The following is a 12,580-nucleotide window of genomic DNA, read 5'->3' as shown; positions in this document are numbered from 1 at the left end:
CTGAAATCACGTATTGGCGCGGCGTTGTGCCTCGAGGGGGACGACGGGCGGACGGGCCGACGGTCCGCGCGTGATCGCATGCAACCTGATCTCCGGCACGTCCACCGCCGGGTCGACGGTGTCGAGCCAGGCGACGGCGTCGGCCACATCCGCTGCCCGGATCGCGTACATCTCGAACGGCACGTCCTGAAGCATCTCGGTCTCGACGGGCCCGGGAGTGACGACGTGCACATTGATTCCGTCGCGGTCGACCTCCTGCGCCAGCGCGCCGGCGAAAGCGTTCATACCCGCCTTCGCCGCCGAGTAGGCGGTGCGGGCGCGCATCGGCTCATGCGCCGCCGACGACGAGATGAACACGAACCGGGAGCCGGCCCGCATCCGTGGCAGCGCGGCCGACGTCACCACGAAGCAGGAGTCCAGGTTCGCCGACATCGTCGCGCGCCACTGCTCGAAAGTCTGTTTGCGGGCGTAGGTTCCACCGAGGACACCCGAGGCGTGCACGAGCACGTCGATGGTGCCTGCCGCCTCGACGGCGGGGGAGAACCCCGACGGCAGGCTCGCGTCGGCGACGACGTAGCGCGCGCCCATCTCCTCGGCGGCGGCCCGTAGCGGCGCCTCCCGCCGTGCCGTCAACACCACGTCGTAACCGAGTTCGGCGAGCTTGCGCCCGCACGCCTTGCCAATTCCACCGCTACCGCCGGTGATCAAAGCCGTTCGCACGCATTGCCCTTCAAGCCGTCTAACGCTTCCGCTGCGCGAGCGCCTGCGGTGACAGTGCGACGATCCGTTGTTCGGGATTTCCTGCCAACAGGTAGGTCTGAGTGTCGGCGACGTGCTTGGCGGCCAGCTTTCGTGCGCGTTCGCCGTCGCCCGCCTCGATCGCGTCGGCGATCTTGGTGTGGACGGACAACGCGATGCGGCGCTTGTTCATCGCCGGGTACTCGCCTCTGGCGGCGCTGTCTTCGGCCCACCAGTTCAGGTGCCCGGTCCACAGTGTCTCCAGGCTGCCGACGACCGCGATCACCGTGTGATTACCGCAACCGCGGACGATCTCGTCGTGGAACTGCCCGCCGATCTCGGTGAATCGCGCTCCGTCGTCGATGTGTTCGGCCATCGCCGCATTGAGGTCCCTGAGCTTGGGGATGAGCGTCTTACCGCGGTCGGGTCTGCGCGCGGCGAGCGCCGCACACATCGGATCGAGTTCCTGTAGCGCCGTACCGAGGTCGGCGAGCGGCACGTAGTCACTCTGCAGCAGCAAGCCCAGCATGTAGGCGGCGCTGGCTTTGGCGGGCGCGTGCACGACCGCTCCGCCACGGTTGCCTCGACGCACCGAGACGAGGCCTTCAGTCTCCAGAATTCGCAAGGCTTCTCGTAACGACACCAGGCTCACGCTGAACTGCTCGACGAGCACTTCCTGACGCGGCAGCAGGTCACCGTCGTTGAGCTCACCCTCGATGATCTGGCGGCGCAACTCGTCGGCGACGATCTCCGCTGTGCGGCGCGCCCCGAGGCGGCGACGTGCCTCGGGCCCGATTCCCAGTGTTGTCATATCTTAGCAATATTAACAGTGATAGCCCGGCCACCTGCAGGGTTGCCGTGCCATGCGGCGATGGTCACTAAGATGACGGCGGACCGGGAGGTATGCGTGGGCGACGGTGTGAGTGGCACGGTAGCCACCCCGCTACACGATGTGCGGGTCCTCGAGATCAGCGACCGCATCGCCGGGGCGTACTGCGGCAAGCTTCTTGCCGATGCGGGCGCCGACGTGGTCAAGGTCGAACCACCCGAAGGAGATCCGCTGCGCCGGGTCACGGTCACCGACAGCACGCTCCGTGACGATGCCGACTCGCCGCTGTTCTGCTATCTCAACGCCGGAAAGCGCAGCGTCACAGCCATTTCAAGTCATCTGCTGTCGTGCGCCGACATCATCGTGGTGACCGCGGATGAGGCCACGGCCCGCCGGTACGGTGTCGACAGCGACGCGCTGCTGGCGGCCTCACCCGGATGCATAGTCGTCTCGATCTCTGACTTCGGCTGGACGGGGCCGTGGTCTCGGCGGCCCGCCACCGAATTCACGCTGCAGGCCGCGTCGGGGCTCACCGGGTTTCGTGGCGATCCGGCGGGTCCGCCGATCTCGATCGGCGGAGACCTGGGGGAGTACATGGGTGGAACGTGGGCCGCCTACGGTGCGCTGGCTCTGCGGCGGCGCGTACGTGACGGCGGAGCGGGTGGCCACCTCGACATGTCGATGCTCGAGGCCATCACGCTGATGCAGAGTGGGGAATGGCTGCATTCGGCGCTCCTGCAAGTCCCGCCCGTGCGGCGGTCGGTGGAGGTGCCGTCCATCGAACCCGCCAAGGACGGCTACGTCGGCATCAGCATGGTGACCGGCCAGCAGTGGCTGGACTTCGCTGCGATGGTCGACTGCCCGGAGTTGACGGAGATCGCCCAGTTGCAGTTCCAGATCGGCCGGTGGGACTACCGCGACTGGATCCGCGAACGCATCGACCCGTGGATGAGGCAACGCACGGTCGCCGAGATCGTCGAACTGGGACAGCTGTTCCGGTTGCCGTTGGCGTCTTTGGGCAACGGCGCGACCATTCCGTCGATGGACCACCTTCGCGAACGCGGGGTCTACATCGACAACCCGGCCGGGTTCCGTCAGCCGAGGCCCCCGTGGCTGATGTCGAGCGCGCGTCCCGCACCGGTGGCCACCTCACCCGCGGTCGGGGACGGTGACGATGAAAGGCTCTGGGAACCACGGGATCTGCGTGCCGAATCGGCGCCGACCGGGCGCATGCCGCTCGCGGGGGTGCGGGTCGTCGACTTCACCGCGTTCTGGGCCGGTCCGGCTGCCACCCATTCGTTGGCTGCGTTCGGCGCGGACGTCATCAAGGTCGAATCCATCCAGCGTCCGGACGGTATCCGCTATTCGGGCGGGATGCGCAAGGACGTCGACGACTGGTGGGAGTACGGCTGGGTCTTCCACGCGATGAACACCAACAAGCGGTCGGTCACCCTCGATCTGCAGTCCGAGGAGGGCCTTCGGCTGGTTCGGCGCCTGATCGGCCAGGCGGACGTCGTGGTGGAGAACTTCTCGCCGCGCGTGATGGAGCAATTCGGCCTCGACGCAGCGGAACTGCTCGCCCTCAATCCGCGCCTGGTCGTGGTGCGGATGCCCGCGTTCGGATTGACTGGACCCTGGCGCGACCGCGTCGGTTTCGCTCCGACGATGGAGCAGATCGCGGGCCTTGCCTGGGTCACTGGGATGCCCGACGGCCCGCCGATCGCCCCGCGCGGAGCCTGTGATCCGCTCGCCGGTGCGCACGCCGCCTTCGCGACGCTCGCTGCACTCGAGTTCGCCGACCGTACCGGTGAGGGGCAGCTCGTCGAGGTGCCGATGATCGAAGCGGTGCTCAACGTAACAGCCGTTCAGACAATCGAATACGAGGTGTTCGGGCGGGTGATGGAACGACGAGGCAACCGGGGGTACGGGGCGGCCGTACAGGACGTCTATCGGTGCGCAGGCGACGACAGCTGGATCGCACTCGCCGCGCGCACCGAAGACGAATGCGCCGCGCTGGCCGATGTCACCGGAGATGCGGAGCTCGAGACCTGGCTTGGCGCACGCGACGCCGAAGCCGCCGCGGAGGAGTTGGTACGTGCGGGCGTGCCCGCCGCAGTCGTGGTGTCGCCATCGCTCGTCACCGAGAACCCTCAGCTGCGGCACCGCGGGTTCTTCGAACGCCTTGACCATTCCCGTACCGGGGAAAACCTCTACCCGTGCCCACCATTCACGCCGCTGGCCGACAGCGAAGCCTGGCTGCAGCGCCCACCGCCGACACTCGGTGAGCACAACGCCGAGGTCCTCACCACACTGTGCGGTCTGACCGCAAGCGACCTGGAGCGGCTCGAGGCCCAGGGTGTCATCGGGTCGCGGCCGAAGGGGTTGTGAATTCAGCGTCGCCGCAGCGACATCGGCATCGAGTGGTAGATCGTCATGTTGTTGGTGAGGCTCGGATAGGTGACGTCGACCCGCCCGAGCGTGATGTCCTCGGCCCTGCACAACACCTCGTCGAGCACAGCGCGAATCTCCGCCCGGGCCAGCATCGCACCGAGGCAGTGGTGTGGTCCGCCGCCGCCGAAAGCCACGTGCGGGTTGTCCGCGCGAGCGATGTCGAATGCGAACGGATCGGCGAAGACGTCCTCGTCGCGGTTGGCCGACCGCAACATCGACACCACGCGCTCGCCTCGGGGGATCGTGACGCCGTCGATCTCGACATCGACCTTGGTGACCCTGCTCCAGAACGCCACCGGGGTGGACCATCGCAGCACCTCTTCGACTGCGGACTGGCGCACCGATGGGTCCGCGCGGTAGCGCTCGATCTGGTCGGGATTGTCGACGAACGCCCGGAGCCCGTAGGCCAATGCGTTCTTCGTGGTGTCGCTGCCCGCGAACGCGATCACGAAGAAGAAGATGTCGAGTTCGGTGGCCGGAATCGACAGCTGCTCGCCGTTCTCGTCGGTCACCACGGCCGTGGCCAAGGTGCTCCAGATGTCGTCAGTGGGGCGCAGGCGCTTCGCGGCGGTCAGTTCCGAGGCATAGGTGAAGACCTTGCCGAACAGCTCGAGATGCTGCTGTTCGGCCTCCCGTCCCGACGAGGCCGAATTCGCCTGCAGGATCAGGTCGAAGGTCTCGAAGATCTCCGGTCTGTCCTCCTCGGGTATGCCCACGATGTCGCCGATCACCGACATGGGCAGAGCATCGGCGACATCGGCGATCCAGTCGCCGCCGCCGCGCTCCAGCAAGTTGTCGATCAGGCCGGCGGCCCGCGTGCGGATGTCCTGTTCGAGCTTCCCGATCGCCTTCGGGGTGAACGCGTGTGACATCACCCGGCGCCGCTTGAGTAGTTCGGGCGGATCCATGTTGATGATCGTCGGGAACGCTCCCACCGCACCCACACCTTGGATCAGCGGTCCCTCGGCGGCGGTGAACGATTCGGTATCGCGGTGGATGCGGTGCATGTGATGCACCTTGGTCGTCATCCAAAAATCGCGCTTCAGCGTCGCCGCCACCCGGTCGGTGAGTTCGTGTTTGAAGATCGGTCGCTCGCGCCGCAGCTCTGTGAACAGCGCGTCGGGAAAACTGTTCTGCCACAACGCCGGATCGGACAGGTCGACCGGAGTGGTCGTGACCATGTGCGGTTCCCTTCGCCGTCCTTGACCCAGAATGCCTAAAATAGTAAAAATAGGCAACGGACAGCGCCGCTGAGCCCGGCTGGTGCGTGCGCGGACGGAGTTGCGATGACGGACACGGTCGACGATCCCACCCTCGACCCGTCGGAGCGTGAGTTCGGGCCCAGCGGTATCAGCCTGTCGACCTACCGGTTCCCGACCGGATGGTTCATCGTCGGGTTCTCCTCGGACCTGGCCGACGGTCAGGTCAAACGCGCCCACTACTTCGGCGAGGAGCTGGTGATCTTCCGGACGCAGTCGGGTCGGGTCAACGTGCTCGACGCCTACTGTCAGCACCTGGGTGCGAACATGGGCGTCGGCGGCACCGTCGAGGGCGAGAACATCGTCTGCCCGTGGCACGGCTGGCAGTGGACCGGTGAGGGCACCAACGCGCTGATCCCGTACAGCAAGATCGGCTGCAAACAGAACGTACGGATCAAGCGCTACCCGTGCACCGAGTGGTACGGCTTCATCCTCGTCTGGCACGAACGTCACGGCCGCGCGCCGTACTGGCAGCCACCGGTGTTACCCGAACTCGAGACCGACGAGTACTACCCGCTGCACCCCCACACCCGGATGGTCAACAGGGTCAAGGTGCATGCGCAGATGATCATCGAGAACGCGGCGGACCCCTACCACGTCCAGTACGTGCACAAGGCGGCCAATCCCGCCAACACCGCGTCGTTCGAAGTGTCCGGCTACCACCTGCATGCGACGGTGAACGCGAATTTCGGTGGGGGACGGGCCAAGACGTGGCTCACCCCGAACGGGCCCGTGGACGCGAAGATCATCTACGACAACTATTCGCTGGGCCTCGGCGTCGTGCGCTTCCCGTCGGAGCTGGTCGCCACCGTCCAGGTGACCGGCCAGACGCCCGTCGACGAGGACTACACCGATTACTTCTACACCCAGGCATCCATCCGCGAAGCCGGTGATCGCGGTGACAAGCCCACCGGCCGGGCGGCGAAGTTCTTGCAGCTGCAGCAGGAAGTCATCAAACAGGACTTCTTCACCTGGGAGAACATGAAGTACCTGGAGAAACCGAACCTTGCGCCCGAGGAGGCCCGCGACTACGCCGCGCTGCGCCGCTGGGCGCACCGGTTCTATCCCGGTACCCAACCGTCGGCGTCCGACTTCGGGTACACGGCGACCGGCGAACCCGACCCGTCCGCGGCGCAGGTTTGATGCCCACGGACCGGACATGGCGCGTGGAGCCCGCGGCTTTCGGCGTCGAACGGTTCACGGTCGCTTCGGTTCTCGACCGCCGTGCCGACCAGTTCGGCGACGAGGTGATGATGTCGATCGACGGTGCGCCCATCACGTTCGCCCAGATGCGCGACCGGTCCCGCGCCGCCGCGGCGATGCTGGCCGATCGTGGCGTGCGCCGCGGTGACACCGTCGCGCTGTTCGCCGGTACCTGTCCGGAGTGGGTGTACTTCTGGCTCGGCGCCGCCCGGTTGGGCGCGGTGAGTGCGGCGGTCAACGCCGCGAACAAGGGTGATTTCCTGTCGCACGCGCTGAACGTGTCGCAGGCCAGGCTGGTGGTGACCGACGAGGCCCGTCGCGCTCGACTCGCCGAGGTGGTCGACCAGCTCGACGCTCCGGCGGCGACCCTGCTGATCGACGATTCGGTCGCCGCGGAGTTGAGCACATCGCACGGCGTCACCTGCCCGACGGTGCACACCGATGCCGACGACGTAGGAGTGCTGTTCTTCACCTCGGGAACCACCGGTCCGTCGAAGGCGGTGGCGACCACGTGGCACTACCTGTTCGTCGCGGCCGCCACCGTCGCGTCGGCGTGGGAGTACGGCCCGGGCGACGTGATCTGGACGGCGATGCCGCTGTTCCACCTCAGCGCCGCCCCGACGGTGCTGGCGCCGATGCTCGTCGGCGCCACCAGCGTGTTGGCGGGCGCGTTTCACCCCGCCGAGGTGTGCGACGAGCTGCGGGCCTGTGGCGCAGCGGGGTTCGCCGGGGCGGGTGCGATGGTGTCGATGCTGTGGACTCTGCCGCCCGACCCCCGCGACGCGCAGCTCGGGATCCGCTTCATCTCGGCCGCACCCATTTCGGCTGAGCTGTACCGCGCGATCGAGGACCGCTACCGGTGCCGCGTGGTGACGATGTACGGGCTGACCGAGGCGTTTCCGATCGCATATAAGGCGGTTTCGGACGACGGCGTCCCGGGTACGTCAGGACAAGTCAACCCGGCCTTCGAGGTACGCATCGTCGACGGGGACGGCCGCCCCGTCGCCGTCGGGGTGACGGGTGAGATCGCGTGCCGGCCGCGGACAGCGCATGTGATGAGCGAGGGGTATGTGTCGTCCGCGCCCGGGCACCGCGGCCTGCGGATCGAACCCCACTCGGAGTGGTTCCGGACGGGCGATCTGGGTTTCCTCGACGACAACCAGAATCTGACGTTCGTCGACCGCGCCAAGGACTCGCTGCGCCGACGCGGGGAGAACGTGTCCTCGGTCGAGCTCGAGCAGGTGGTGATGCAGCACTCGGCGGTCGCCGAAGCCGCCGCGGTCGCCGTCCCGAGCGATGTGGGTGAGGACGACATCCTCGTCGTCGTGGCCGTACGTCCCGGTGCGACGGTCGACCTTCCCGAGCTGCTGGACTTCTGCGCGGCGCGCATGCCGTACTTCTGCGTGCCCCGGTACCTCGAAGTGCTGGACGAGATTCCGAAGAACGTCATCGGGCGGGTGCGAAAGGATCTTCTGCGGCAACGGGGCCTGAGCTCGGCGGTATGGGACCGCGAAGCCCACGGCTACCTGCTGAGTCGGTGAAGGAGTCACACGATGGCATTGAGCTACCAACAGCAGTACGTGCTCGACGGGCTGGCGGGGCGGGCAGGAATCCTCAACCTCGACGCCAGGCACAACCGATTGTTCTCCAGCGGTGACCTGACCGGCTGGCTCGCCACCTTCCGGCATTCCGGTGCGACCTACACCAGGGGCGAGGAGTCGTTCACCACCCTTGCCGACGCTTTCGACGGTGGAAATGGTCGGCGACTGGTCACCGTCGACCACGACATCACCGTCGACGGCGTCGAAGCGACTCAGCAGTGCGTCGCATTGCTGTTCTGTGACAACGAACTCCAGGCCACCGGCAGCTACACCGACCGTCTCGTCTACGAGCGCGGCGGGTGGTACTTCGCCTCGCGCCGACTGGCCTGGGATGCGGTTCCCCGTGAGAGCGCGCTGCCGGGGTGACCGAGACTGTGCGCTACGAGCTGGCGTTCGGCACGTATGACGACGCGTTGCAGATGGTCGGCACGCGCACGGAGCCGCGGTACGCCGGGACCGCAGTGAGCGCGGCCCGCATCCAGCACTTCGCGGCCATGGTCCGCGACTCCAATCCGGGCTACTGGGACGACGATTTCGCCCGCCGCCAGTGGGGCGGGTTGCTGGCCCCACCCGGGCTGCTGATGGGGTGGCTGATCCCGCCGCCGTGGCTGCCGAACCGCCGACCGCCGCTCGCCGCGATCGCGATTCGCGTGCCGCTGCCCGGCACGACGTTCATCAACGCCGCCAACGACGCCGAGTTCCCCTGCGCCATCGTGGAAGGGGATCGCTTGCACGTGATCGAGGAGGTCGTGTCGGTCTCGCCTCCAAAGCGCACTCGCCTCGGGATCGGCCACTTCGTGCAGACGTGCGACGAGTTCCGCCGCGACGACGGCACATTGGTCGCCGTCAACCACAACACCTTGTTCCGGTTCACACCCGAGGCGCAAACGTGAAGGCAGAGGACGGCGTGCACTGGGAGCGGGTCACGGTCCCTACGGACCTGCCGGAACTGGTGGACCACATCGACTACCAGCGCGTCGTGATGAACCCCGGTGCAACGTGGGATTACTTTCCGGCACACTACGATCCGCGCTACGCCGAACAGCAGGGGTATCCGACGATCTTCGTCAACACGATGCACATCGCCGGATTCGTCGACCGTATCGCCACCGACTGGGCCGGCCCCTACAGCCGGGTGGTGCGCCGCAAAATCACCCTGCTGGGCTCCATCTACGCCGGCGACTCGATGGTGGGTCGCGGGCGCGTCGTGGCCAAGCGGGACAGCGGCCTGGTCGATCTGCAGATCACCGTGAGCAACCAACGCGGCGAGCTGTGCTGCCCGGCGGAGCTGACGCTCGAGCTGTCACGTTAGGTCGGGCATCTTGTCCGCGCTGATGGTCGTCTGCAACTCGACGTACTCCGACAGTCCCTCCGCACCGAACTCGCGACCGATTCCGGACTGCTTGAACCCCCCGAACGGCATGGTCGTATCCAGCGTGTACATGTTGATCCCGTAGGTGCCGGTCCGAATCTGCGCGGCGATCTCCAGCCCGTGCGCGACGTCGGCCGTCCAGACCGAGCCTGCCAGCCCGTAGTCGCTGTCGTTGGCGATCCGGATCGCGTCGCGTTCATCGGCGTAGGTCAGCACGGTCAGCACCGGCCCGAAGATCTCCTCGCGGGCGATACGCATCTCGTTGGTGGCGTCGGTGAACAGCGTCGGCTGGACGTACCAACCGCGCTCACGCGGTGAGTCGGTGCCGCCCAACACCATTCGCGCCCCCTCGGCGAGCCCCGCTTCGATGTAACCCTGCACCCTCTGCTGTTGACGTTGCGCCACCAGCGGGCCGATGTCGGTGGCATCGTCGGCGGGATCACCCACCTGAAGACCCGACATCATCGCGCTCAGCGCGTCCACCACATCGTCGTGTCGGCGTTCGCTCACCAGGATCCGCGTCTGCGCGACGCAAGCCTGCCCGTTGTTCATCAGGCTGGCCGTCTTCAAATGCTCGACCGTGCGGTCGATGTCGGCGTCGTCGAGGATGATCGCCGCCGACTTGCCGCCCAACTCGAGGCTGACGCGTTTGAGTTGCTCCCCGCATACGGCGGCGATATGGCGTCCGGTGGCCGACGAACCGGTGAACGAGATCTTGTCCACTCCGGGGTGACGCACCAGGTGCTCACCGGTGTCGCGTCCGCCGGGAAGGACCGAGACGACGCCTTCGGGGAGGTCGACTTCCTCGAGCATCTCGGCCAGCCACAGCGCGTCGATGGGCGTCTCGGGAGCCGGTTTGACCACGACCGCGCAGCCTGCGATGAGCGCCGGGATCATCTTCGGCATGATGAGGAACTGCGGCACGTTCCACGGCACGATGGCACCGACCACGCCGACGGGCGCGCGCCGGATCTGTACGTCGCCGAACAACCCTCGGCGCCGCTCGATCCACGGGAACTCCTTCGCGGTGGCCAGGGTCAGATGCATCTGGGCCAGCGCACCGGTGGCCTGCCCCAACCGGCTGAAGCTGCGCGGCGAGCCCATCTCCGCGGTGATGAGGTCGGCCATCTCGTCGGTGTGAGCCGCGTAGACCGTCGCGAGCTTCTCGACCTTCTCCATGCGTTCGTCAACGCTCATCCGCGGCCACGGGCCCTCGTCGAACGCTGTGCGCGCGGCCTGCACCGCGCGGTCGACATCGCCGGCGGCGGCCTCCGGTGTCTGGCCGATCCGCTCCTCGGTGTGCGGTGAGATGACCGCGATACGTTGCCCGGTGGCCGGCGCTTCCCAATGGCCGCCGATGAAAAGCCGTTCGTATGTCAGCGATCTCAAGACAGCGCCTCCTCGTCGACCCACGGGCGAGTTCCGCATCGAGCGCACCGTACGCCCGCCAAAGTCGCTATTTATGCAAACTTAGCAAAATGGCGAGCCGGGACGGTGCGCCGACTCGGCCGCGAAATGGCATTCCGGAAGGCGTCCACTCGAACTTTCCCTGCCGGAATGCCATTTCGCGAAAGAGGGGCGAGTGTTGCGAAAACCGCGGGTGATGGCTCTCGCGGGCGTATCGTCCGCTCAGGGTCGGCGATGATAGGGAGGTCATCGATGGCGCTCGTGAAGTGGCCGTCATTGCGCCGGGCTACGCGATGGGCTGCAGCGACGGTGGCCGCCGCGATGCTGCCGGCCCTCGCTGCCGGCGGTGCGAGCCCAACCGCACAGGCCTTTTCGGATCCGAGCCTTCCGATCGAACACCTGGAAGTGCCGTCGGCGGCGATGAACCGCACCGTTCGCGTCGAGTTCCTCGGTGCCGGCGACGACTCACCGGCGTTGTATCTGCTCGACAGCATGGAGGCGGGCGACGAACTCAACGGCTGGGACATCAACACCCAGGCCTTCGACTGGTATGACGGCTCCGGCATCTCGGTGGTGATGCCCGTCGGCGGCAAGTCGAGCTTCTACTCCGACTGGTATGCGCCCGCGGTCGGCAACGGCACGACCTACACGTACAAGTGGGAGACCTTCCTCACCCAGGAACTGCCGGTGTGGCTGGCCTCCAACAAAGGGGTCCGGCCGACCCGCAACGCCGTGGTCGGGTTCTCGATGGGCGGTTCGGCGGCGCTGATCCTGGCGGCCTACCACCCGCAATTGTTCAGTTACGCCGGATCGCTGTCGGGCTTTCTGAACCTGTCCGCGCCCAACGGCCCGGGTCAGGTCAGGGTTGCGCAGATGTGGAACGGCGGCTTCGATCCCGCCGCGATGTGGGGCCCGCCCGGCGATCCGGCGTGGGCCCGCAACGATCCCACGGTGCAGGCCGGTCGGCTCGCCGCCAACGGAACGCGCGTCTGGATCTACTGCGGCGACGGCACACTCACCGATCCCGCGCTGACCAATCCCGACGCACCCATCGCCGGGCTCGGCTTCCTCGAGGGCTTCGCGATCGAGTCGAACCGGGCGTTCGTCGACGCATACATCGCCGCCGGCGGGAACAACGGCGTCTTCAACTTCCCCGCGGGCATCCACAGCTGGGGCTATGCAGGCCAGCAGTTACAGCAGATGAAACCCGATATTCAGCGAGTGCTCGAAGCCCAGCCGACAAACCAACAGTGAAGCGGCGCACACGGTTTCGCGCTAGGCGTCGTCGCTGGGGGTGGAGTCGGGATCGGATGCGTCCAAGACGCTGACCGCGATGCCGTACGGCAAGAACCGCACCTTGCGGGCGGGATCGGTGTTGTTCTTGTTGGCCCGCAGCGCATCCAACTCGGTGGGGTAGACCTGCTCGATGTGCGCACCGCCGTCGTCGTCCACGGTGTATATCGCCCACACCCCGTCACCGGTCTCCCCGGTGGTCTCCGGTTCGCGTCGGGGCCGCGACGAGCGGGTGAACTCGTCAACCAGGTTGGCCCAGCCCGCGCGTTCCCCTGACGTGCTGAAGAACCTGCCGAAGCCGTCGAGCGCGTCGCGCAGACCCTCACCGGCTTCGCGCACGACGCGGTCGAACTCCTCGGGGTCGAACCCGAACGGGCCGTTGCTGCTCATCGTGCCTCCTCCTGGGGCGCCCGCACCTGTGCGCGGT

At 66.9% G+C, this 12,580-nt stretch carries 12 protein-coding genes; 7 read left to right on the top strand and 5 right to left on the bottom strand.

Annotated elements, in window-relative coordinates:
* Nucleotides 1-6: 6 nt before the first annotated feature.
* Both A5759_RS24235 and A5759_RS24230 read right to left on the bottom strand, forming a co-directional pair.
* Nucleotides 7-720 (bottom strand): SDR family NAD(P)-dependent oxidoreductase, encoded by a 714-nt coding sequence (locus A5759_RS24235; protein WP_068201839.1) that lies wholly within the window; start codon nucleotides 718-720, stop codon nucleotides 7-9.
* Between the two features lie 19 nt (nucleotides 721-739).
* Entirely contained in the window at nucleotides 740-1,549 is an 810-nt protein-coding gene (locus A5759_RS24230; RefSeq protein WP_068201836.1) for a FadR/GntR family transcriptional regulator, read from the bottom strand.
* A 72-nt stretch (nucleotides 1,550-1,621) separates the two neighbouring features.
* On the opposite strand from A5759_RS24230, the gene A5759_RS24225 reads away from it, so the two are divergent.
* Entirely contained in the window at nucleotides 1,622-3,955 is a 2,334-nt protein-coding gene (locus tag A5759_RS24225; protein ID WP_068201921.1) for a CaiB/BaiF CoA-transferase family protein, read from the top strand.
* A 2-nt stretch (nucleotides 3,956-3,957) separates the two neighbouring features.
* Here the strand turns inward: A5759_RS24225 and A5759_RS24220 are convergent, their stop codons facing one another.
* On the bottom strand, nucleotides 3,958-5,199 hold the full coding sequence (locus A5759_RS24220; RefSeq protein ID WP_068201834.1) for a cytochrome P450: 1,242 nt from the start codon (nucleotides 5,197-5,199) through the stop codon (nucleotides 3,958-3,960).
* A gap of 105 nt (nucleotides 5,200-5,304) precedes the next feature.
* Between A5759_RS24220 and A5759_RS24215 the strand changes: the two genes are divergently transcribed.
* From A5759_RS24215 to A5759_RS24195, 5 genes are read left to right on the top strand one after another with little or no spacing between them, the layout of a single operon-like run.
* On the top strand, nucleotides 5,305-6,420 hold the full coding sequence (locus A5759_RS24215; RefSeq protein WP_068201832.1) for an aromatic ring-hydroxylating dioxygenase subunit alpha: 1,116 nt from the start codon (nucleotides 5,305-5,307) through the stop codon (nucleotides 6,418-6,420).
* Complete coding sequence (locus tag A5759_RS24210) at nucleotides 6,420-8,021, top strand: AMP-binding protein (protein WP_068201830.1); 1,602 nt, start codon at nucleotides 6,420-6,422, stop codon at nucleotides 8,019-8,021. Before A5759_RS24215 ends, A5759_RS24210 begins: the two co-directional genes overlap by 1 nt.
* A 12-nt stretch (nucleotides 8,022-8,033) precedes the next feature.
* On the top strand, nucleotides 8,034-8,447 hold the full coding sequence (locus A5759_RS24205) for a nuclear transport factor 2 family protein (RefSeq protein WP_066844069.1): 414 nt from the start codon (nucleotides 8,034-8,036) through the stop codon (nucleotides 8,445-8,447).
* A gap of 53 nt (nucleotides 8,448-8,500) precedes the next feature.
* Nucleotides 8,501-8,974: a MaoC family dehydratase gene (locus A5759_RS24200; RefSeq protein ID WP_068201919.1), complete on the top strand. Its 474-nt coding sequence runs from the start codon at nucleotides 8,501-8,503 to the stop codon at nucleotides 8,972-8,974.
* Nucleotides 8,971-9,393 (top strand): MaoC family dehydratase, encoded by a 423-nt coding sequence (locus A5759_RS24195; RefSeq protein WP_068201829.1) that lies wholly within the window; start codon nucleotides 8,971-8,973, stop codon nucleotides 9,391-9,393. Before A5759_RS24200 ends, A5759_RS24195 begins: the two co-directional genes overlap by 4 nt.
* Here A5759_RS24195 and A5759_RS24190 read toward each other — a convergent pair.
* On the bottom strand, nucleotides 9,385-10,842 hold the full coding sequence (locus tag A5759_RS24190; RefSeq protein ID WP_068201827.1) for an aldehyde dehydrogenase: 1,458 nt from the start codon (nucleotides 10,840-10,842) through the stop codon (nucleotides 9,385-9,387). The genes A5759_RS24195 and A5759_RS24190 overlap by 9 nt on opposite strands.
* A 270-nt stretch (nucleotides 10,843-11,112) precedes the next feature.
* Here A5759_RS24190 and A5759_RS24185 point away from each other — a divergent pair, with 270 nt between their 5' ends.
* Nucleotides 11,113-12,114 (top strand): esterase family protein, encoded by a 1,002-nt coding sequence (locus tag A5759_RS24185; RefSeq protein ID WP_068201825.1) that lies wholly within the window; start codon nucleotides 11,113-11,115, stop codon nucleotides 12,112-12,114.
* Between the two features lie 21 nt (nucleotides 12,115-12,135).
* Here A5759_RS24185 and A5759_RS24180 read toward each other — a convergent pair whose 3' ends face one another.
* Nucleotides 12,136-12,543: a hypothetical protein gene (locus tag A5759_RS24180; RefSeq protein WP_066844059.1), complete on the bottom strand. Its 408-nt coding sequence runs from the start codon at nucleotides 12,541-12,543 to the stop codon at nucleotides 12,136-12,138.
* Nucleotides 12,544-12,580: the final 37 nt, after the last annotated feature.

The organism is Mycobacterium sp. 852014-52144_SCH5372336 (assembly GCF_001665615.1).
GTDB classification, from domain to species: Bacteria; Actinomycetota; Actinomycetes; order Mycobacteriales; family Mycobacteriaceae; genus Mycobacterium; species Mycobacterium neumannii_A.
Note: the sequence above shows the minus strand (reverse complement) of the source record. Positions and strands in the feature narration are given on the sequence as shown.

Excerpts from the sequence above, each read along its gene's own strand:
- A5759_RS24230 (WP_068201836.1), bottom strand. The coding sequence starts at position 1,549 with ATGACAACACTGGGAATCGGGCCCGAGGCACGTCGCCGCCTCGGGGCG.
- A5759_RS24225 (WP_068201921.1), top strand. The coding sequence starts at position 1,622 with ATGACGGCGGACCGGGAGGTATGCGTGGGCGACGGTGTGAGTGGCACG.
- A5759_RS24220 (WP_068201834.1), bottom strand. The coding sequence starts at position 5,199 with ATGGTCACGACCACTCCGGTCGACCTGTCCGATCCGGCGTTGTGGCAG.
- A5759_RS24215 (WP_068201832.1), top strand. The coding sequence starts at position 5,305 with ATGACGGACACGGTCGACGATCCCACCCTCGACCCGTCGGAGCGTGAG.
- A5759_RS24210 (WP_068201830.1), top strand. The coding sequence starts at position 6,420 with ATGCCCACGGACCGGACATGGCGCGTGGAGCCCGCGGCTTTCGGCGTC.
- A5759_RS24205 (WP_066844069.1), top strand. The coding sequence starts at position 8,034 with ATGGCATTGAGCTACCAACAGCAGTACGTGCTCGACGGGCTGGCGGGG.
- A5759_RS24200 (WP_068201919.1), top strand. The coding sequence starts at position 8,501 with ATGGTCGGCACGCGCACGGAGCCGCGGTACGCCGGGACCGCAGTGAGC.
- A5759_RS24185 (WP_068201825.1), top strand. The coding sequence starts at position 11,113 with ATGGCGCTCGTGAAGTGGCCGTCATTGCGCCGGGCTACGCGATGGGCT.
- A5759_RS24180 (WP_066844059.1), bottom strand. The coding sequence starts at position 12,543 with ATGAGCAGCAACGGCCCGTTCGGGTTCGACCCCGAGGAGTTCGACCGC.